The organism is Bacillus sp. LH1 (genome assembly GCF_057924895.1).
This window is the reverse complement of the sequence record NZ_CM175007.1, coordinates 631,646-654,181: the sequence shown is the minus strand read 5'-3', so window position 1 is coordinate 654,181 and position 22,536 is coordinate 631,646. Positions and strand designations below refer to the sequence as shown.

Here is a 22,536-nt window from a genome sequence, read left to right as displayed (position 1 = left end):
TGCCCATGCGGCATACAACCTTTTATTTCGTATATCGATACACAATTGATTCATATGGTCTTAAGCTAAGTTTTGTAATATCCTTGCTAGCATCTTTATAATTCGACAGTAGTACTTCTTGTTTCATTCCATCTAATTGAACGTGCGCTGGTACAGAGTACGTTATTTCTTCTCCATAGAAGTTATTTATAACAAGTAGTACTTCACTTTCTGTAGTACGAGTATATGCCCAAATTTTAGGGTCATTTTTATCCAAAATAGCATATTCTCCTTCTGTAATTACATCATATGTTTTTCTAAGTTCTATTAACTTTTTATAATGATAAAATACGGACTCTTTATCTTCTAATGCCTTCTCTACGTTTATTTCTTTAAAGTTTTCAGCCGCTGAAATCCAAGGTGTACTTGTTGTAAAACCACTGTTCATCTCTTCATTCCACTGCATCGGAGTGCGAGAGTTGTCACGAGATTTTTGCTTTAAAATCCCGATAATCTCTTCTTTTGATAGCCCTTCTTTTAGCTTTATATCGTATATATTTAACGATTCCACATCACGATATTGCTCGATGGACTCAAATTTAGGATTCGTCATACCGATTTCTTCCCCTTGATAAATATAAGGCGTTCCTTGCAGCATGTGCATGGCTGTCGCTAACATTTTTGCAGATTCGTTTCGGTACTTTCCATCATCACCAAAGCGTGACACGATGCGAGGCTGGTCATGATTACACCAAAATAACGCATTCCATCCTCCGCCTTTTTGCATTTCAATTTGCCAGCTAGACATAATCTCTTTTAATTTAATAAAATCAAACTCTGCTTTCGTCCACTTATCACCATTCGGATAATCTACTTTTAAATGATGGAAACTAAACGTCATGCTTAATTCATTACGCTCAGGATTAGAATATTTAATACAATGATCAATTGTCGTAGATGACATTTCTCCAACTGTAATTACATCTTTTCCTGCAAAAACATTTCGGTTCATCTCTTGTAAATATTCATGAACACGCGGACCATCTGTATAATACTTGCGTCCATCACTTGTCGCAGTACTACCTTCATCGTTTAAGAAATATTGGTCTTTTGAAATTAAGTTAATGACATCTAATCGGAATCCTGTTACTCCTTTATCCAGCCAAAAACGCATCATATCATATACTTCTTCACGAAGTTTTTCATTTTCCCAATTTAAATCAGCTTGTGTTTCATCAAATAAATGTAAATAATATTGCTCCGTCTTCTCATCATATTTCCAAGCAGATCCACCAAACTTAGACTGCCAATTATTTTTTTCATCACGCCAAATATAGTAATTACGATATGGACTATTTTTATCTTCCTTCGCTTCTTTAAACCACTTATGTTCAGTCGAACTATGATTTACAACAATATCAAGCATAATCTCAATGTTACGTACTTTCGCTTCTGCTAAAAGTTCTTCAAACTCTTCCATCGTTCCGTAAGATGGATCAATGCTGTAGTAATCACTTACATCATATCCATTATCATTTTGTGGTGATTGGTATATCGGTGTTAACCATATATAATCCACTCCGAGTTCTTTTAAATAATCTAGTTTCTCTGTAACACCTTTTATATCCCCGGTTTCTCTATTGTAATAACTATTAAAGCTCTTCGGATAAATTTGATAGACTACACTTTTATGCCAATCCTTCATGTTTAACTTCCTCCTATTTCTGTTTGACTCTTTTTGCAAATAACCATGTTAAAGTAAACGGGATTACAACTGCAATAATCATTCCTACAATAAACATTGGAATCGATTTCGGAATGATAGAAATAAATGCTGGCAATCCGCCAATTCCGATAGCAGGCGCTAATACACCATTTAATGTAATGAATATCGCTGCCACAGCAGATCCTATAATCGCTGCATAGAACGGGAACTTATTTCGTAAATTCACCCCAAACATCGCTGGTTCTGTAATACCGAAGTATGCTGAAATGGCTGATGTTGATGCCATACTTTTATCATTTTGATTTTTAGAAATCCAGAACATCGCAAGTGCCGCACTACCTTGCGCAATGTTAGAAAGAGCGATCATCGGCCAAATAAATGTCCCGCCATGTTGTGCAATCAATTGTAAATCAATTGCAATAAACATATGATGCATACCTGTAATTACAAGCGGTGCATATAACGCTCCAAATAATACTGCTCCAACTACTGGTACTGTTTCATATACACCTACTAATCCTACTGTTAATAAATCTCCAATATGACGTGTAACCGGACCGATAATTCCTAGTGCTAACACACCTGTCACAACGATTGTTGTAATTGGTACAACTAATAATTGAATTGCATTTGGTACATGTTTCTTTAAGAAAATTTCCACTTTACTTAATACAAATGCTGCTACTAAAACAGGTAAAATTTGTCCTTGATATCCTACCTTCTCAATTTGGAATAGTCCTAAAATATTGAAGTACTCAATCTTTTGACCCTCTAAACCAGTCGCTGCTTTTCCATAGTCCCAAGCGTTTAATAAGGCCGGGTGCACAAGCATTAATCCCATAACAATCCCTAGTATTGGACTACCACCAAAACGCTTCGTTGCTGACCAACCGACAAGTGCTGGTAAGAATACGAATGCTGTATTGGCCATCATATTAATTAAATCCCAAAGCCCGCCTAAGTTCGGATAAACATCTAATAAATTTTTCCCATCAAAAAATAAGTCCTTTGCGCCTAATAGATTGTTAATACCCATTAGTAAACCAGCTGTTACGATCGCTGGTAATATCGGCATAAATACATCCGAAAATATTTTTACAAACTTTTGAGCTGGATTTAACTTCTGATTTCCAGAGTCTTTTACGTCCGCTACAGTCGATTCTTTCATACCTGCAAGCGTTATCAATTCAGCGTAAACACGATCTACATCCCCTGGACCAATTACAACTTGAAATATACCAGCGTTATGAAACGCTCCTTTCACTAATGAAACAGACTGTAATTTATCATTATCTATTTTACTTTCATCTTTTAAAGCGATACGGAGCCTCGTCACACAATGTGCAGCTTGTTCAATATTGTCTTTCCCACCAATATACTGCAACACTTCCTCTGCTGTTTTACGATAGTCTTTCCCCATATTCCCGTCCCTCTTTTCTTTTTTTGATACCGTTTACAATTACATATTAACTCGTATATATAAGTTAGTCAATACTCGTATATACGAGTTTGTGTTTTTTTTATAAAAAAAGAGATGAAACAATATTTTGTTCCACCTCTTTACTTCCTGCGTGCCACATCCGAAAAGTGAAAAATATCTAAACGGTGGCGTGATTCTGTATATTCAAACTGACTTCCATCATACAAATGTGTAAAGTTTTTCACAACGACAACATAGTCTGTTCCATTTAAATCTAAATACTTTCTGTCATCCTCTGTACATGGCTGTACTTCTATTACCCTCTGCGAATAACTAATATGTAGCCCAAGCTCTTTCTCGATGTATTTATAAATCGATGCAGTTGCAATTTCTTTCGTTAATCCTGGAATAAACTCAGATACAAAATGATTTATATCTAAAATTACTTTTTCTCCATCAATATTTCGTACACGTTTAATATGGTCAATCTCTGTTTTTTCTTTTACATTTAATAATTTCGCAATGTCTTTTGTGGCTTTTTCTTTGTCCATTTCCACAACTTCCGTAATACAATGACGTCCTAAACGTTCATTTTCTTCTTGGAAACTTACAATACCGCCAAAATTAAATTCAATATTTTTTCGCTTTAAAACAAAAACACCTTTTCCATGAATTTTTTGCACATATCCACGCTCTTGCAGTAAATCTACAGCTTTTCTTACCGTGCCTCGGCTTGCCTCATACTGCTTCATTAATTCTGTTTCTGATGGGATTTTGCATCCCTCTTTTAATTGTTTATTATCAATAGATTTACTGATTTCTGTATAAATTTGTTCATACTTACTCATCATCTACAATAGCCCCTTGTCACCTTCTAATTCTATATGTATTATAACATGCTTCACTCTTCTGCCAATCTCTCACTTATTTTCCAGTACAAGAAAAATATAGGTAAATATTTAATCTTTAAAACGTATTTTTATAAAAATTTTTATATTTTTCTTTTCATTCAAAAAAACATGTAGTATACTAACTTCAAAATCAGAGGAGAAAGGGAGCAAAGAACTATGCTTACTTATACAACAACTGTAGTTACATTTGCACAAAAACATCATCATCATACGTAACCCTTGAAACCTAGCGGAAAAATTACGCGTAGGTACAAGGGTTATTCCCGTTGTACCTACGCTTTGGCGAAAGAGCCATGTAGGTATTTTTTTATCTACATGGCTCTTTTTTTATTGTCAAAAAGCTAGTAAAAAATGATGTTTAAGCAAAACTTACTACAAAGGAGTTAACAAAAATGGAAACGAAAAAATGGGGATTATGGGTTTTAACAGCATTTGTTATCGGGAATATGGTTGGCGGTGGCGTATTTATGCTTCCAGCAAATTTAGCACAAGTATCAGGGCCAATGGGTTCTACACTCGCATGGAGTATTACAGGCCTTGGCGTATTTATGATTGCACTTGTATTTGGAAATTTAGCGATTCGGAAACCAGAATTAAAAGCTGGACCACAAAGCTATGCTCAAGCGATGTTTCCTTCAAAAAAAGCTGGTAAAGTTGCAGGATATAGTATGGCATGGGGATATTGGGCTGCTAACTGGGCTGCAACAGCATCTGTTATTATTTCCTTTGCTGGATATTTATCAACATTCTTTCCAGTTTTACAAAGTAAGCAAATTCTTTTTTCAATAAATGGATTTTCACTGGAACTCGGAAAAGGATTAACTTTCCTCGTATGTAGCCTTATGCTTTGGGGAATTCAATATATTCTTTCTCAAAATATTGATCGAGCTGGAAACATGAATCTACTTGCTACCATTGCAAAAATTATTGGATTTACAATGTTTATTGTAATTACATTATTCATTTTCAACGCATCTAATTTCGGAGACGGTCAAACCTTTATGAATGAAGCAGGACAATCAATCTCATTAGGTGGACAAATCAATTCAGCTGCTATTGCAACACTCTGGGCATTTATCGGTATTGAATCAGCAGTTATGCTTTCTAATCGTGCAAAATCACAGCGCGATGTAAAAAAAGCTACGATTTTCGGATTAATTATCGCTCTTCTTATTTACATGTCAATTACTTTACTTACAATGGGAGCTCTTCCGCAAGATGCTTTAAAAGAGTCTCAAAAACCATTAGTAGACGCATTAAATTTAGCAATTGGAAATAAAGGTGCATATATAATGGCTTTACTCGCTCTTATATCTTTATTTGGATCTACAGTTGGCTGGATTGTTGTTAGTTCAGAGGTACCTTACCAGGCAGCAAAAAATGGACTTTTCCCTAAGTTTTTCGGGAAAACAAATAAAAAAGGTAGTCCTGCAAAATCATTATTGATTACAAATGTAATGACGCAAATTTTCTTATTTTCAACGATTTCTGGTACTGTTTCAGAAGCGTATAGTTTCGCTATCGTCGTAGCAACATTAGCCTATTTAATTCCATACCTTGTTTCTACCTTGTACCAATTAAAATTAGTTATTACAGGAGAAACGTATGATATACTGCCAGGATCTCGAGTAAAAGATGGAATCATTACTACATTGGCGTTGGTATACTCCATTTGGGTTATCAAAACGGGAACTGCTGATTTAAAAACGTTCTTCTTAGGAATTGGATTGTTCGTATTAGGTCTTATTCTTTATCCAGTACTAATGAAAGACTCACAAAAAACGGATTAAATAAAGAGAAGCTGCTGGCTTCTCTTTTTTATTAAAAATCTGTAATTAACTTTTCTTTTAGCTCTCCTACAGATAAAGGTTTCGCATAATAAAATCCCTGTACATAATCACAGCTCATTGATTGTAACAAACTCTCTTGCTCTACTGTTTCTACTCCTTCAGCAACTACTGCTAAATTTAAACTATGAGCAATTTCAATAACGGATTTTACAATCGTTCGTTCTGGTTGTGCGTGATCATAATGAAATTCACGAATAAAATTACGATCAATTTTTACAATATCCAGTGGTAGTTGTTTTAAATAATATAAGGAAGAATAGCCAGTTCCGAAATCATCCAAAGCAATTAAAACACCCATATTTCTTAATTCTTGTAATGTAGCAATAATATAATCAAAATGGCGAACTGCAATACTTTCCGTTATTTCTAATATTAAACGGTTCGGAGGAAAACCAGTTCTCTTTAAAATGCTACGTACTGATAAAATAAAACGTTTCTGCATTAATTGTTGTATAGATAAATTCACAGATAACTTTAGTCCTTCTTGATAATTCGGCAATGTTTTAAACAAGCGACATGATTTTTCTAATACCCAGTCTCCTAGTTTTATAATAAGTCCAGACTCTTCAGCTACAGGGATAAATTCGCTTGGTGAAATAGGTCCGTCTTCTGTCATACAACGTACTAGAGCTTCTATACCAGAATATCTCTTCGTTTTCAAATCAATAATAGGCTGCAATGCTACATCTAACTCTTCATCACGAATTGCCTTTTGCAAAGCAAACTCAACTTTCATTCTACGATTTATTTTCGCGCGTAGCTCATCTGTAAAGAAACACGCAGCGTTTCTCCCCTGTTCTTTTGCACTATACATAGCTAAGTCAGAGTTTTTCAATAACGTTTCCACATCTTGTCCGTCTTGTGGATAAGAACAAAGTCCTAGACTAGCTGAAATGTATACTTCATGGCCTTCCAGCATAAATGGTGCCTGAAAACATGACAACACAGATGTCGCTAACTGACTCATATCATCTTGTCTATGATTTTTTGTTAACAGCACAAATTCGTCGCCACCTAGCCTAGCCAGAACATCTTTCTCTCCTAGTACATAATGCAACCTTGAAGCAACTTCACTTAAAAGTAAATCCCCTATCATATGACCTAATGTATCATTTACTAATTTAAAACGGTCCAAATCAAAGTAAATCATACCAAATTCTTTTTTATCTGCAATCAATTCGTTAACGGTCGTTATTAATTGTAAACGGTTAGGCAAACTCGTTAAAGCATCATGATAGGCAAGTTCCCTATAACGACTTTCACTTAGCCGCAATCTATGTTCCGCTTCTTTTCTACTACTAATATCATTTCGAATTGCGATAAACTGGTATGGCTCTCCTTTTTCATTTAAAAATGGAACAATTGTTGTTTTGACCCAATAATATGTACCATCTTTTGCTCGATTCCGAATCTCACCTGTCCATACTTTCCCATTCAAAATACGCTTCCATAAGTCTTGAAAAAAGGTTTTTGGATGATGTCCTGAATTTAAAATACGGTGATCTTTTCCAATTAATTCTTCTCTTTTGTATTTAGAGATTTCACAAAATTTATCATTTACATATGTAATAAGACCTTTTCGATCTGTAATTGCAACAATTGAAGACTCATCTAATGCTAACTTTAAATCTCGCAATGAAGAGTCATATAATGCATGACCTCTCTGTTCTAGCATGCGCATCTCTCCTTGCTTCTATCTGACTAAAACACAACCTGTTTCTCTTCATAGAAATAGAGATATTTCATTTTCTAATACTAGCCCATTACATAAATTATCTTTTTGAATAGACCGATTAAAATAACATAATATTATTTGTAATAAAAAGCAATATTATACCGTTCTAATTATAAATAGTAGCTTCTCATCTCCCTAATTATTTCGTACCTTATTATACTGCAATCCCTTTAAGTGGCTCTATGCAAGCCTTGTTTCCAACTAATACCACTCACATCTGATCTCTTTGTTTTTAATAACGAAATAGAAATTAGAACATACTACATAACTATTCACGAATAATAATATAAAACTCTACATCAATGTATATGTTTTTGAATTACAATAACAAAATATTAACATATTTTCACCTTAATTTTGGAAGTATTTTATAAATAAATACCGTATTAAACTAAAAAAGAGGATAGCCTCTTTTTTAGTTTAATACGAATATGGTATTTGCTGATAACCTGGGTATGGCATTGGATACGTTACAGGGTATGGCGACGGATAAGCTACTGGATATGGAGCCGGATAATACCCTCCACTTGTTGCACCTGTTAATGCACCAGCTGTTAGTCCGCCTAACACTCCTCCTGCAAAGCTTCCAGGGAAAAATCCGCCTCCCCATGAACTACCACCACCCCAGCCCCATCCGCCTCCGTGATGATGATGGTGATCATAGTGATTGTGTCCTCCATGGTGATGATGTCCACCGTTATGATTGTGCCCACCATGATTGTGTCCTCCATGATGATTTCGATAATACAATCCATTATTTTCTATATAATTCATGTTTCTCCGCTCCTTTTCGATTTTTTCATTTTCATATGCGTTAAGAGTGGGATAAAAAATGGGATAGTACACTGTATGTAGGACAAATGCGGAAAGTATAGGTGAAATGTCTATATTTTGTAAAAAAAGCAAAACACCTTATAATAAAGATGTCATATTACATCTTCTATTTAAGAAGTCTATATTGAAAAAAGATTAGGGGAATTATATAGAAATGAAGAAGCCTATCGTTCAATTACTATTAATATTTACAATTGTATCTATCGTTCTGTTCCTATTAAATACATCGTATATCTCGTTATATACATTTGTCGGTGCTCTATGGTCCATCACAATCGTAGGAATTTCATTCGTTATTTTTATAGAAAATAGATCTCCACAAAGTACATTAGCATGGTTTTTAGTATTAGCACTTCTTCCTATTATAGGTGTGCTATTATACGCTATTTTCGGGCGCAGCCGCTGGAGAAGAAAAAAACATCTCCATCGTTCAGAAGAACAAAGAAAATTATTCCGTGAAATATTAGAAGGAAGAAGACTAGAGTTATTACTCACAGTCCCACTAAATGAACGTTCCATACATTTAACAGAAGTCATACAAAAATTTGGAGGCGGTCCTGCTGCAGATAAAACAACTACAAAACTTTTAACAAACGGAGATCAAACATTTTCAGAAATTTTGCGAGCTATAGAGCAAGCAAAACATCATATACATATTCAATACTACATTTATAAATCTGATGAAATTGGTACAAAAGTTCGAGATGCTTTAATACAAAAAGCAAAAGATGGTGTTATTGTACGCTTCCTTTATGATGGCCTTGGAAGTAATACGTTAAGACGACGATTTTTGCAACCTATGAAAGAAGCTGGGATTGAAATTGTAGAATTTGACCCTATTTTTTCAGCTTGGTTACTTGAAACTGTCAATTATCGTAACCATCGAAAAATTGTTATTGTAGATGGCGAAATTGGTTTTACCGGAGGACTCAATGTCGGTGATGAATATCTTGGCCGTTCCAAGAAATTTCCTGTTTGGCGTGATAGTCATTTAAAAATAGAAGGAAAAGCATTATATAAATTACAAGCAATCTTTCTAGAAGACTGGCTCTATGCCTCTAGTGGTTTAAATACTTATTCCTGGGATCAATTCATGAATAGACAATACTTCCCAGGTAAAGAGATTTCAAATGCAGAAGGTGCTGTTCAAATCGTAGCAAGCGGACCAAGCTCCGATGATAAAAGTATTCGTAATACATTATTAGCTGTTATGGGCTCTGCAAAAAAATCCATTTGGATCGCTACACCCTACTTTATTCCAGATCAAGAAACTTTAACATTATTACGCTTAAGTGCAATTGCCGGAATAGATGTACGGATTTTATATCCAGGTAAAAGTGATAGCATCATTAGTGATCAAGCATCTCAATCCTATTTCACTCCGCTTTTAAAAGCTGGTGCTTCTATTTACAGTTATAAAGATGGTTTTATGCATGCAAAAATTGTACTCGTTGATGATACAATTGCAACTATTGGAACAGCGAACATGGATGTACGTAGCTTTGAATTGAATTACGAAATTATTAGTGTACTTTATGAATCAAAAACAGTTCACGATATTAAACGTGATTTTGAAGAAGATTTTAAACATTCAACTGAAATTAAATGGAACTCTTTCCAAAAAAGAAGTATAAAAAAACGCATATTGGAGTCTTTCATGAGGCTCATTTCTCCTTTACTGTAGGCAATCAACTTCATCTTGATTGCTTTTTCTTTTCCCTTTATCCTCCTTCCTTTTCTTTGCATACCATATTAAAACAAGTTATCATAAGATGTATTACTTTATGAAAATAATGTTAGGTGGGAAATACATGTTAGAACAATTTCATATACATGCTGATTTAAAACAACAGCTTTCTACGATTCATGAAAAGAATAAGCAAGAAGCTGGTGAAAACGCACATTTAATCGGAACGAAAATATATAAAGCGTCTGATAATAGCATTATTGAAGATGCGATTACAGCACTTCTTCTTGGCAAGAACATTCTATTAAAAGGACCGACTGGTAGTGGTAAAACAGTACTAGCGGAAACTCTTTCTTCTTTATTCCAAAAACCAATGCATAGCATTAACTGCTCTGTCGACTTAGATGTAGAGGGTATTTTAGGATACAACACACTACAAACGAAAGATGGTGCATCTGAAGTTTCATTCGTTAACGGTCCTCTTATGAAAGCAATGAAGAACGGTCACTTCCTATATATTGACGAAATCAATATGGCAAAACCTGAAACGTTACCACTTCTTCACGGCGCATTAGATTACCGTAAAATGATTACAAACCCATTTACACAAGAGGTTGTATACGGTGATGACGAATACCGTGTAATTGCTGCGATTAACGAAGGTTACGTTGGAACAAGTGAACTAAACGAAGCGTTAAAAAACCGTTTTGTTATTATTGAAGTTCCTTACATTCAAGGTGATACATTAAAAGAATTATTATTAGCAGAATCAAAATTAAAAGATGTTGCAACAATTGAAAAGTTCGTTGCCTTTGCAAGCGACCTTATGCCTTTAGCTCGCGATGGACGTGTAAGTGAAGAAGCGGCAAGTATTCGTGGCATTATCGACGCATGTGATTTAGGTGTATATATTCCTGTTATGCGAGCGATTGAACGAAGCATAATTGCAAAACTTAATGATGAAACAGAACAAATGACTGTCCGTGAATTAGCAGAAAGTTATTTCTTTGAGGGATAATTTATGAGACAAATTTTTAGTGACAAAAAAATTGATGCGTCGCTGTTTCTACAAATGGAAAACTTAATGTATGCCCTTCTAAAAGAAGACGATGCCTATCTTGAATATGGCTATAAAGCATACTACGACGAAATTGAAAAGAAAGTTGTCATTAGTCACTTTTGGGATGATCGAAAAGAAGAAGATACAGTAATCGGATTAAAAAGCGAAGTGTTCTTAAAAGCACTTGGTAATAAACATTACTCGGACATGACTTTAATTCGTTCTTATGCGATTGAATTGCAAGAATCGCCCCTAAAAAAGTTTTTAACACAATTATTTGTTCTATTAGAAGATTTACGCGTTGAGGAAATTGTAAAGAACTTACGTCCTGGCACGAAGCATGTTTTTAAAAGAAGAAAAGAAATGTATCGCAATTACTTTAGCTCACAAAATGAAATCAATCGCGTTCGTAACTATCACGGTGATCGTCTATTTTGCCTATGCTATCTTTCATTAACGAGCGATAAATATGAAATGTTTAATAATGAATATTTCGAACAAATTGAAGCTATTTTGCATGAAACATTCCAAGCTCGTAATACGGAAGATATTATGTATATCGTCGAGAAAATTCGCTACCGCTTAGAGGAGCTTCTTGAAAGTGATATGCTTAACAACTATTTCGGACATGCACCGCTTTATTTATCTGTTCTTGCAGACGAAAAGAACTGTCGCGTCGAAGATTTAGCAAATGATGATACGCAGCTTATAGATGACGATGAAAATAAAAACAAAATGGATGAAAGTTTCTCCACATGGCATCGTGAAAATAAAAATAACGAAAACGAGAACTTTTTACGCTTTGAATTAGAAAGCGGAACAAAAACAAACATGATGGGCGATACTGCTCGTGAATCAGAAGATGGCGACCAAGCACTTGGTTCTGTACAAGGTACTTCTCAAAAAAGTACACAATCCAACTTTGATGGCGCTGATACAGAAGAAGCAAGGGCTTCACACGCTTCTAGTCAAAATGATGGTGCATATGGTAAATATAACACTGGCGCTTCTCATACATTTAAAGAAGCACGTAAACCAAATCCTGATGAGAAAAAGGATTACCAAGCTATCAAATCAGTCGTTAATAAAGATGTAAAAGAATTAAAGAAAATTATCGAAAAAACGATTGAAAATAAAACGAATGCAAATAGTGATAAATATTACGGAAGACTTCGTAAGAAATTCCTTCGTATTTATACTGAAAAGCAGCCTCGCATGTTTTATAAAAAAGGGCAAGAATCACAAGAGCTCGACGTTGCATTCCAACTGTTAGTTGACTGTTCTGGTTCTATGTATAACAAAATGGAAGAAACGAAGAAGAGTGTTGTACTATTCCATGAAGCTTTAAAATCTTTAAAAATCCCGCACGCTATTAGCGGATTTTGGGAAGATGCCTCTAGCGCTAAACCTGAAGATAAGCCGAACGTTATCCATGAAGTTGTAAATTATAAAAACTCAACGTTACCAAACGTTGGTCCAGAAATTATGCAACTTCGTGAAGAAGAAGATAACCGCGACGGATATATTATTCGTATCGTTTCTGAAAAGCTTGCCAAAAGACCTGAGAAACATAAATTCTTACTAGTCTTCACAGACGGTGAGCCTTCTGCGCTAGACTATCAACAAGACGGAATTTTAGATACGCATGAAGCTGTTAAACTCGCGCGTAAAAGTGGTATGGAAGTAATCGGTATCTTCATCGAAGAAGGCGAAGCGAAAGAAGCAACTTATCAATTGATGAAAAACATTTATAACCATCACTTCTTAGTTGCAAATCACGCTGAAGATTTACGACTGAAGATTAAACCATTACTGAAAAAATTATTACTGAAGACGATTGAATAGAAAATAGGAGCCTTGTGGCTCCTGTTTTTTCGTTCAATTACTTTGTTTCTGGTTGAAACTTGTATGGAATGGCTACTTCTAACAAATATTCAAATCCTCCGTCATAGTATGGGAAGCGCTCATTCGCAATTGTTCGATCCACCCACTCTACTGCAGAAATTTCACCTTCATCTTCCGCAATAAGTTCACCTTTTTCTACATTCGCTCGGAATGTAAAAAATAGCGCATGATTCCCTGATTCTTCAAAGAATTTTTCATTGATCGCAACAAGTCCACCTAACGTAGCAGTTAAACCTGTCTCTTCTTTCACTTCTCTTATTAGTGCTTCCTCTAATATTTCACCTTTTTCCACAGCCCCACCTGGCAATGACCAAACGTTTTGTTCTACATTATGTACCATTAATATTTTATCTGTTTCTTCGTCATGTATTAGTGCATATACGACATCAACTCTTTGCATAAGACTTCTCTCCTTCCAAAAATGAGGAAGAGCCGATTCCTAAGAATCGACTCTTCCTATTAATTCATCACTAACTCAGCTGTGAGCTTTTTTTTTAACTTAGCCAGCATGTCAGTTGTCATTTTGTCTAAATCGTATTCTGCTTTAAAGCCCCACTCTTTCATTGCTGCTGTTGCATCAATAGAGTTTGGCCAGCTATCAGCGATTGTTTGACGAGCTGGATCTACTGCATAATCCATTGTAAACGTCGGAATGTGTTTACGAATTGACGCTGCAATTTGCTCTGGCTCGAAGCTCATTGCTGTAATGTTAAATGCATTTCTATGCACTAGCTTACTTGGATCAGCTTCCATTAATGAAATGATCGCTTGTAAAGCATCAGGCATATACATCATGTCCATATATGTTCCTTCAGCAATGTATGAGGTGTATGCACCTTTTTTAATCGCCTCATAATAAATTTCAACTGCATAATCAGTCGTTCCGCCTCCTGGAGGCGCTACGTAAGAAATTAAACCTGGGAAACGGACACCGCGCGTATCTACGCCAAATTTTTGATGATAATAATCACACAGTAATTCTCCTGCCACTTTGTTTACCCCATACATCGTAGTAGGACGCTGAATTGTATCTTGCGGTGTATTATCTTTTGGCGTTGATGGACCAAATGCACCGATAGAACTTGGCGTGAAGAACTTACAGTTTAATTCACGAGCTGCTTCTAGAGCATTTACAAGTCCACCCATATTTAAATTCCATGCAAATAACGGATTTTTTTCTGCTGTTGCTGAAAGTAAAGCTGCTAAATGAATAATTGTATCTACTTCATTACGCTTTGCGATATCATGTAGTTTTTGTCCATCTGTTACATCTAACGTTTCAAATGGACCAGACGTTACTACTTCACTATCTGTTTCACGAATATCTGTTGCAATAACATTTGATGCGCCGTATACATCACGAAGTTTCATTACTAGTTCAGAACCAATTTGCCCTAAAGAACCGGTTACTAGAATTTTTTTCATTTTCCCCACTCCTCATTTGCAAGCTATTCAAAAGATGTCGTTACTTAAATGATGCCCATTTCTTTTCCTACTTTTTCATACTTAAGAATTGCTTCATCTAACATTTCTTTCGTATGAGCTGCTGTAGGCATATTACGAACGCGCCCTGTTCCTTTTGCTACAGTTGGGAACACGATAGATTTTGCGTATACACCTTCTTCATTTAGACGTTTACTAAATTCTTGTGTTAATACTTCGTCCCCAATAATACAAGGTGTAATTGGCGTTTCACTTTCCCCAATGTTAAAGCCAAGTTCTTTTAATCCTTGTTTCAAGTAGCGGCCATTTTCCCATAAGCGATCGTGTAACTCTGTGCTTTCCATTAAGATTTCAATTGATCTCATGCAAGCTGCTGCATCAGCTGGTGTTAATGCTGTAGAGAATAAGAATGGACGTGAACGAACTTTTAACCAGTCAATTAAGTTTTGTTTCCCTGCTACATATCCACCAATTACCCCAATTGCTTTTGATAATGTACCAATTTGGAAATCAACTTTATCAGAAAGACCGAAGTGCTTTACAGTTCCTGCACCTTTTCCAAGTACACCTGAACCGTGTGCATCATCTACGTATGTCATTAAATCTAACTCTTCTGCAATCTCAACAATTTCTGGTAGTTTTGCAACATCTCCATCCATCGAAAAGACACCGTCTGTAATTACCATTAATTTATTGTAAAGACCTGATTCTTTCGCCGCGATTGCTTTTTGGCGTAAATCTTCCATATCAGAATGTTTATAAACAATAATTTTTGCTTTTGATAGACGACTACCGTCAATAATAGATGCATGATTTAATTCGTCTGAAAGAATCGCATCATTTTTATCCATAACAGCTGAAATCGCTGCCATATTACAGTTAAATCCTGATTGATAAGCAATTGCTGCTTCTGTATGTTTAAACTTTGCAATTGTTTCTTCTAACTTAATATGCAAATCTAAAGTACCGTTAATTGTACGAACAGCCCCTGCCCCAACACCGTACTTATGAATAGCACCAATTGCTGCTTCTTGCAAACGGCTATCTGTTGCTAATCCCAGATAGTTGTTTGAAGATAAGTTAATATATTCTTTTCCGCCAATTGTAATGATCGGTCCATTTGAACTCTCAAGCGGATCAATTACGTTATAAAGCCCCTTTGATTTTAAATCCTCTAAATTTTCTTCTAAAAATTTCGCAAGTGTTTTACTAGACATCGTGAAGCCTCCCATCGTTCATGTAAGCGGATTATTGTCTTAATAGTTCTAATAATCCCTCTACTAGCTTAACACGTTTTCAGAATTTATTATAGAAAAATAGTTTAAAGTAACCGCTTACATTTTTAGATTATATATGATTCATTACAATAAATCTATCATTTACTTTTCATATTTGATAGAATTAAAAAAATATTTCGGGAGGTTTCAAACATGGCATTTACAGAATCTGATGTATACAATAACACAGCATTTTTCGAACAATATATGAAACGAAGATACCGAGAAAATAGCCCAAATGAATCCATTGAAAAACCAGTATTCTTTCAGCTCATTGGTCATGTGCAAGGAAAACAAATTCTCGATTTAGGCTGTGGTGATGCTAAGTTTGGCGCGGAATTATTAGAGAAGGGATGCTACTCTTACACCGGCATTGAAGGCTCCGAACTTATGTATGAAAAAGCTAAAAAACAACTAGAAAATAAAAATGGATCTGTTCATTTTTTAAACCTCAAAGATTATACCTACCCCTCTTCCACTTTTGATTTAGTAACATCTAGACTCGCCTTACATTATATTGAACATCTTGATACTATTTTTAAAAATGTATTTCAAACTTTAAAAACAAATGGCACCTTTACCTTTAGCGTTCAACATCCCGTTATTACTTCTTCATTTGAAAGCTTACAAACAAGTGGTAAAAGAACGAGTTGGCTCGTCGATGATTATTTTAAACTAGGCAAACGGGTTGAACCATGGATTGAGCAAGAAGTTATTAAATATCATCGTACAACAGAAGAGTATTTCACATTATTACAGCAAGCCGGATTTACCATTACATCATTAAAAGAAGCTACACCAAATCCAACCTATTTTCAAGATGAAGAAGAGTATAAACGTCACTTACGTATTCCTCTCTTCCTCTTATTTTCTTGTACCAAATAAAAAAAACGATGAATCACTCATCGTTTTTTTATCTCATTGCCTGAGCAACTTCTTTAACTACACGTCTTCCTCTTCCGTGAGGGATACAAAGCGGTGTTCCAAACAACGGATCCGTACTAATTTGACACTCCATTCGGAATACATCACGTACTAGTTTCTCATCTACCACTTCTTCAGGTTTACCTTGTGCATATATTTGTTTATCTTGAATTGCTACAATGTTATCTGCATAGCGGCATGCTAAATTCAGATCATGTAATACCATAACAATTGTTCTTTGTTCTGTTTCATTTAATTCGAATAATAAATCTAGCACTTCAATTTGGTGAGTCATATCTAAGTATGTAGTTGGCTCATCCAGTAAAATGATATCTGTATCTTGTGCAAGTGTCATTGCGATCCAAGCACGTTGACGCTGCCCACCTGAAAGAGCATGCACATCACGCTCAGCAAATTCTGTCATACCTGTTGCTGCAAGTGCCTTCTGTACCATTTCCTCATCTTTTTCTGACCACTGTTTCAGCCATGTTTGATATGGATAGCGTCCTTGTTTTACAAGTTGCAATACTGTAAGCCCTTCTGGTGCTTGCGGTCCTTGCGGTAAAATTGCCATTTGACGAGCAATTTGCTTCGTTTGCATACTTTGAATAGCTTGATTATCTAACAAAATGTCACCAGTTGTTGGCTTTAATAATCTAGCTAGTGAACGTAATAAAGTTGATTTCCCGCAACCGTTGGAACCGATAAAGATTGTAATTTCACCTTTTGGAATTTCTAAATTCAACTCATCAATAATAATTGTTTCACCATAAGACAACGTCAAGCGTTTCGTCTCCAATGCTTTTTGCATATTCATCTCCCTTTATGAATTCCGACTTTTATAAAGTAAATAAATAAAATAAGGTGCACCAATTGCTGATGTAAATACCCCTGCTGGAATTTCAAGTGGTGTGAAAATTGTACGCCCTATTAAATCTGCAGCAAGTACTAGAATTGCACCGACAATAGCTGCAACTGGGAGCAATGCACCGTATAAAGAACCAACTAGCCTTCGTGAAATATGAGGTGCCATTAAACCGACAAATCCAATCCCTCCGGCGAAGGCAACTGCTCCCCCAATTAAAGCCGTACTAAGTAATAACATGAATACGCGTGACTTCGTTAAAGGAACACCAAGTCCTACCGCAATATCATCCCCTAGCTCTTGCGCATTTAAATGTCTAGCAGCTATAAATGATATTACCGTTAAAATGAGAACCCACGGTGCAAGTACCATAACATTTTGCCAAGAAGAGCCATAAACGGTACCCGTAATCCATACATTCGCTTGGCTCGCTTGATAAATTGGTGCTAACAACATAAATAATGTTGTTGCCGCCTTCGTTAATGCCCAAAATCCAACACCAATTAAAACGAGAATAATTGGTGATAATCCATCATTTTTCCATGCAAATAAGTATACAAAAACCGCTACAATCGTTGCTCCTGCAAAAGCTGCTAACGGCATATAATGAATGCTTACAGTTAGCGCATTATTTTTATCACTAAATAGCGCTAAAAATAATACAACTGCAACACTTGCCCCGCCCGTAATCCCGATGATATCAGGAGAAGCAAGTGGATTTCGAACGAGCCCTTGTAAAATACAGCCCGCTACTGCAAGCGCAATTCCTACGAGGATAGCAATTAAAATACGTGGCATACGAAACTTATTTACAACCATATTTGACATCGCATCGCCATTTCCAGTAATTGCTTGCCATACGTCATAAGGAGCAATTTTCATGTCCCCCATACCTGCGCTCGCAAAGAATAATCCTACTAAAACAACTAGTAAACTTAACAAGACGAGACAAGCTCGTTTATACATTAAAAACGAGAGCTCACCTTTTCCTATACGAAACGGAATATATTTCTTCATTTGCTAAGCCCTCTCTTACGTGCAATATAAATAAAGAATGGAGCTCCAATAAATGCTGTCATAACTCCTACTGGTACTTCTTGTGGCATAATGACATATCTTGCTGCTATATCAGCCAATATTAGTAGTATTGCACCTAACAATCCGCTATAAGGCACTCTCCATCTGTGGTCAACTCCAACAAGAAATCTCGCAAAATGCGGAGTAATAATTCCAATAAATCCAATTGGGCCAGCAACCGCAACTGAACCACCAGACAACAGTACAATAATAAGTAACACGAATGATTTCATTAAAATTGTTCGTTGTCCAAGTCCTTTCGCGACGTCTTCTCCCATCATCAATGTATTTACTTTCCCTGCCATCATAAGAGATGCAATCCATCCTATTAATAAATATGGGAATACAGATTGTAAAATTTCTAACTTTCTCCCTTGCACAGATCCAGCAAGCCAAAATAATACCTCTTCAAGTGCTTTTTCATTTAACACAAGTAATCCTTGTGTTAATGATGAAAATAATGCACTAATTGCGACCCCTGCTAACGTTAACTTAAGAGGAGTAGTCCCTTCTTTTCCTAAAGAACTAGAAGCAAATACAAGTACAGCTGCAACCGCCGCTCCTAAAAAGGCAATCCATGTGAAAGCTGATAATGATGTTACTGAAAAGATTACAATTGCTACAACTATAAAGAACGCAGCACCTGAATTTAATCCAATAAAATCTGGAGAAGCAAGTGGATTCTTAGTTAAAGTTTGCATAAGACAACCAGCAATGGCTAAACTAGCACCAACACTAGCTGCAATTAACGCCCTAGGCAGACGTACATTTTGAATAATAATATGTTCATTGGAACCGTTAAAATGGAAAAAAGCATCCAATGCTAGTTTCCAACTCGTATTTGTATATCCGAAAATAATACTTCCCCAAATACAAATAACGACTGCAATGATTCCAACAAATAATCCAATCCATTTTGCTCGATTTGTTTTTAATAACATGCAGCGTTTCCCCTTCAATGTATAATGATACGTTGTTAGTGTATTTCAACTTAATTCTCATTGTCAACGGAAATGAGAATTATTTTCACCCATATGTATTGACAATCAAAAGATAAAGGCTTAATATCATGCTTGCTATTGAAAAATATTCTCAACATATAGGGGGTACATAATGAATTTCATGCGGAAGAAATCGTTTACAGTATTTGTATTTTTACTAGCATTTTCAATGCTTTTAAGCGCTTGTGGAAAATCAAATAACAAAGAAGAATCTACAAAAGAAGATAATAAAAAAGAAGTGGTTACTGTAGAACATGCAATGGGTAAAACAGAAGTTCCTGCTAATCCAAAACGTGTAGTTATCTTAACAAATGAAGGAACTGAAGCTTTACTTGAATTAGGTGTGAAACCAGTTGGTGCTGTAAAGTCTTGGACTGGTGACCCATGGTATCCACATATTAAGGATAAAATGAAAGATGTAAAAGTTGTTGGTGATGAAGGACAAGTTAACGTTGAAACAATCGCTTCTTTAAAACCAGACTTAATTATCGGTAACAAAATGCGCCACGAAAAAGTGTACGAACAATTAAAAGCAATTGCACCTACTGTGTTCTCAGAAACATTACGTGGTGAATGGAAAGATAACTTCAAATTTTATGCAAAAGCATTAAATAAAGAAAAAGAAGGTCAAAAAGTTGTAGCTGATTACGAATCACGTATGAAAGATTTAAAAGGCAAACTTGGCGATAAAGTAAATCAAGAAATCTCTATGGTTCGTTTCATGCCTGGTGATGTTCGTATTTATCATGGCGATACATTCTCTGGTGTTATTTTAAAAGAACTTGGATTTAAACGTCCTGGAGATCAAAACAAAGATGATTTTGCAGAGCGTAACGTATCTAAAGAGCGTATTTCTGCTATGGATGGTGACGTATTATTCTACTTCACATTCGATAAAGGAAATGAGAAAAAAGGATCTGAACTAGAAAAAGAATATATAAACGATCCTCTATTTAAAAATTTAAATGCCGTAAAGAATGGTAAAGCATACAAAGTCGACGATGTTATTTGGAATACAGCTGGCGGTGTAATTGCTGCTAACCTATTACTAGATGACATCGAAAAGCGCTTTGTTAAATAATACACCTCTAGTCAGCACCCTCCTATGGTGCTGACTATTTTCTATTTCACTGAAGTGTCACATTATTTCATTTTGTATTTTTATTCCCAATATGTTATATTATAAAAGTAAATAGAATATATTTTCTCTATATCAGAATAAATATTTTAATCTAAATTTTCTGATTAATCACTATTTTATTTTCTTTTAGAATTCAATTATTACATTTGAAAACGCTTATCATCTCGTTTTCAGGGCAAAATACAGTAACGGTCGAAGAAAAATAGAACTTTTTTAGAAATTTTCTTTCTATTTCCATATAATTCTATTGACTTCTAAATATTTTGTAAACTAAAATGATTACATAAATATCCGTTATACAGGATTAGGGGGAAACAAAAATGGATGCAGCTTTAAAATTAGACAAAGCTGGAGAGCAACAATCACCAAAAAAACATCCACCAGGGTTATACTTGTTGTTCTTTACAGAGGCATGGGAAAGATTTAGTTATTACGGAATGCGTGGCTTATTAGTTCTTTATTTAACAACGAGCTTAGTAAGCGGCGGTTTAGGATTTGATAAAGCAGTTGCAGTTCAAATTTACGGTATTTTCACAATGTTAGTATACTTCACACCTATTATTGGTGGTTGGTTAACTGACCATTTCATTACGAAGCGACATGCCATTACTATTGGTGGTATCATCATGGCAATTGGTAACTTTGTATTATTCTCAATGAACACAAAAACTGGACTTTTCTTAGGATTAGGATTATTGGTTATTGGTAACGGATTCTTCAAACCAAATATTTCGACTTTATTAGGTCAATTATATAGCGAAAATGATTCTCGTCGTGATAGTGCCTTCACTATCTTCTACATGGGGATTAACTTAGGAGCTCTTATCGCTCCATTCATTTGCGGTTACTTTGCAGATTATAGATACGGTTTCTTAACAGCTTGTATCGGTATGATTATTGGGCAGCTTGCCTTTAATTTCTTAGCACCTCGTTACTTAGGGTCTATCGGAACAACTGTTGTAGGTAAACAATCTAAAGAAAAAAATGCAAAAGCAATTGAGAAAAAACCTTTAACAACACAAGAGAAAAAACGTACTGCTGCAATTTTAATTTTAACTTGTTTCGTAGTATTCTTCTGGGCAGGATTTGAGCAAGCTGGTAGTTCTTTAACACTTTACACAGATAAGTTCGTCGATCGTACAATTGGTGGATTTACAATTCCAACACCTTGGTTCCAATCTGTAAACCCACTATTCATTATCTTACTAGCATTACCTGTTTCTGCGTTATGGATTAAGCTTTCAAAAACAAAAAATGGCGATTTGAAAATCCCAACAAAAATGGCATTAGGCATGATTTTACTAGGGATTGGATATTTAGTTCTAACTTTAGCTGTTTTAAAAACTGGTAGCGATGAAGGTAACATTACAATGAAAGCAAACTTACTATTCATTGTATTCACTTACATGTTCCACACAATCGGTGAGTTATTCTTATCACCAATCGGATTATCTATGGTAAGTGCAATTGCTCCTGTTAAATTAGCATCATTATTAATGGGTGTATGGTTAGCTGGTACTGGCTTCGCAAACTTATTAGCAGGACAATTAGCTGCTTTCACTCAATCTTTAGGATATTTAGAAGTATTCGCAAGTATCGGTATTATCGTAATTGTACTGGGATTAGTACTTCTTATGTTCTCTAAGAAAATTGCACATATGATGGAATAACAAAAAGACGCTTCTCAATTGAGAAGCGTCT

At 35.4% G+C, this 22,536-nt stretch carries 18 protein-coding genes; 7 read left to right on the top strand and 11 right to left on the bottom strand.

Annotation, left to right across the window (positions count from 1 at the left end; translation table 11 throughout):
• Window positions 1-22 precede the first annotated feature (22 nt).
• The 3 genes from treC to treR all read right to left on the bottom strand — a co-directional run bounded on the left by treC (window position 23) and on the right by treR (window position 3,976).
• A complete protein-coding gene (treC, locus tag ACX9TM_RS03310) occupies window positions 23-1,684 on the bottom strand; it encodes an alpha,alpha-phosphotrehalase (protein WP_063225514.1) in 1,662 nt (553 codons plus the stop codon).
• 13 nt (window positions 1,685-1,697) lie between these two features.
• A complete protein-coding gene (treP, locus tag ACX9TM_RS03305; RefSeq protein WP_000513942.1) occupies window positions 1,698-3,125 on the bottom strand; it encodes a PTS system trehalose-specific EIIBC component in 1,428 nt (475 codons plus the stop codon).
• A 140-nt stretch (window positions 3,126-3,265) separates the two neighbouring features.
• Window positions 3,266-3,976 carry a trehalose operon repressor gene (gene treR / locus ACX9TM_RS03300; protein WP_000987240.1) on the bottom strand — a complete coding sequence of 237 codons (711 nt, stop codon included), beginning with the start codon at window positions 3,974-3,976 and terminating at the stop codon, window positions 3,266-3,268.
• A 452-nt stretch (window positions 3,977-4,428) separates the two neighbouring features.
• On the opposite strand from treR, the gene ACX9TM_RS03295 reads away from it, so the two are divergent.
• Window positions 4,429-5,826, top strand: a complete 1,398-nt coding sequence (locus tag ACX9TM_RS03295; protein WP_000448441.1) for an amino acid permease — start codon at window positions 4,429-4,431, stop codon at window positions 5,824-5,826.
• 31 nt (window positions 5,827-5,857) lie between these two features.
• On the opposite strand, the gene ACX9TM_RS03290 is transcribed toward ACX9TM_RS03295, so the two are convergent.
• Window positions 5,858-7,561 (bottom strand): putative bifunctional diguanylate cyclase/phosphodiesterase, encoded by a 1,704-nt coding sequence (locus ACX9TM_RS03290; protein ID WP_000893345.1) that lies wholly within the window; start codon window positions 7,559-7,561, stop codon window positions 5,858-5,860.
• 480 nt (window positions 7,562-8,041) lie between these two features.
• Complete coding sequence (locus ACX9TM_RS03285; RefSeq protein WP_001106379.1) at window positions 8,042-8,395, bottom strand: hypothetical protein; 354 nt, start codon at window positions 8,393-8,395, stop codon at window positions 8,042-8,044.
• A gap of 214 nt (window positions 8,396-8,609) precedes the next feature.
• Here ACX9TM_RS03285 and ACX9TM_RS03280 point away from each other — a divergent pair, with 214 nt between their 5' ends.
• The 3 genes from ACX9TM_RS03280 (at window position 8,610) to ACX9TM_RS03270 (ending at window position 13,047) form a co-directional block, all read left to right on the top strand.
• Window positions 8,610-10,139 (top strand): cardiolipin synthase, encoded by a 1,530-nt coding sequence (locus tag ACX9TM_RS03280; protein WP_000743030.1) that lies wholly within the window; start codon window positions 8,610-8,612, stop codon window positions 10,137-10,139.
• Window positions 10,140-10,266: 127 nt separating this feature from the next.
• Entirely contained in the window at window positions 10,267-11,160 is an 894-nt protein-coding gene (locus ACX9TM_RS03275) for an ATP-binding protein (RefSeq protein WP_000892971.1), read from the top strand.
• 3 nt (window positions 11,161-11,163) lie between these two features.
• Window positions 11,164-13,047 carry a vWA domain-containing protein gene (locus ACX9TM_RS03270; RefSeq protein ID WP_001248875.1) on the top strand — a complete coding sequence of 628 codons (1,884 nt, stop codon included), beginning with the start codon at window positions 11,164-11,166 and terminating at the stop codon, window positions 13,045-13,047.
• 37 nt (window positions 13,048-13,084) lie between these two features.
• Here the strand turns inward: ACX9TM_RS03270 and ACX9TM_RS03265 are convergent, their stop codons facing one another.
• The 3 genes from ACX9TM_RS03265 to ACX9TM_RS03255 are packed head-to-tail and all read right to left on the bottom strand — an operon-like array spanning window position 13,085 to window position 15,767.
• Window positions 13,085-13,507, bottom strand: coding sequence for an NUDIX hydrolase (locus tag ACX9TM_RS03265; RefSeq protein WP_001189941.1), 423 nt, complete (start codon window positions 13,505-13,507; stop codon window positions 13,085-13,087).
• Between the two features lie 59 nt (window positions 13,508-13,566).
• Complete coding sequence (locus ACX9TM_RS03260) at window positions 13,567-14,532, bottom strand: L-threonine 3-dehydrogenase (protein ID WP_000723125.1); 966 nt, start codon at window positions 14,530-14,532, stop codon at window positions 13,567-13,569.
• Window positions 14,533-14,576: 44 nt separating this feature from the next.
• A complete protein-coding gene (locus tag ACX9TM_RS03255) occupies window positions 14,577-15,767 on the bottom strand; it encodes a glycine C-acetyltransferase (RefSeq protein ID WP_000095905.1) in 1,191 nt (396 codons plus the stop codon).
• Window positions 15,768-15,980: 213 nt separating this feature from the next.
• Here ACX9TM_RS03255 and ACX9TM_RS03250 point away from each other — a divergent pair, with 213 nt between their 5' ends.
• A complete protein-coding gene (locus ACX9TM_RS03250) occupies window positions 15,981-16,712 on the top strand; it encodes a class I SAM-dependent DNA methyltransferase (protein ID WP_065381808.1) in 732 nt (243 codons plus the stop codon).
• A gap of 28 nt (window positions 16,713-16,740) precedes the next feature.
• On the opposite strand, the gene ACX9TM_RS03245 is transcribed toward ACX9TM_RS03250, so the two are convergent.
• Genes ACX9TM_RS03245 through ACX9TM_RS03235 form a run of 3 tightly spaced genes read right to left on the bottom strand, consistent with a single transcriptional unit; the run spans window position 16,741 to window position 19,634 of the window.
• Window positions 16,741-17,562: an ABC transporter ATP-binding protein gene (locus ACX9TM_RS03245; RefSeq protein ID WP_001167962.1), complete on the bottom strand. Its 822-nt coding sequence runs from the start codon at window positions 17,560-17,562 to the stop codon at window positions 16,741-16,743.
• Between the two features lie 12 nt (window positions 17,563-17,574).
• Complete coding sequence (locus tag ACX9TM_RS03240) at window positions 17,575-18,633, bottom strand: FecCD family ABC transporter permease (protein ID WP_000760060.1); 1,059 nt, start codon at window positions 18,631-18,633, stop codon at window positions 17,575-17,577.
• Window positions 18,630-19,634, bottom strand: a complete 1,005-nt coding sequence (locus ACX9TM_RS03235) for a FecCD family ABC transporter permease (RefSeq protein WP_000925232.1) — start codon at window positions 19,632-19,634, stop codon at window positions 18,630-18,632. Before ACX9TM_RS03235 ends, ACX9TM_RS03240 begins: the two co-directional genes overlap by 4 nt.
• 172 nt (window positions 19,635-19,806) lie before the next feature.
• Between ACX9TM_RS03235 and ACX9TM_RS03230 the strand changes: the two genes are divergently transcribed.
• Window positions 19,807-20,775 (top strand): ABC transporter substrate-binding protein, encoded by a 969-nt coding sequence (locus ACX9TM_RS03230; protein WP_001010276.1) that lies wholly within the window; start codon window positions 19,807-19,809, stop codon window positions 20,773-20,775.
• A gap of 380 nt (window positions 20,776-21,155) precedes the next feature.
• Window positions 21,156-22,505: a peptide MFS transporter gene (locus ACX9TM_RS03225; RefSeq protein ID WP_000338314.1), complete on the top strand. Its 1,350-nt coding sequence runs from the start codon at window positions 21,156-21,158 to the stop codon at window positions 22,503-22,505.
• Window positions 22,506-22,536: the final 31 nt, after the last annotated feature.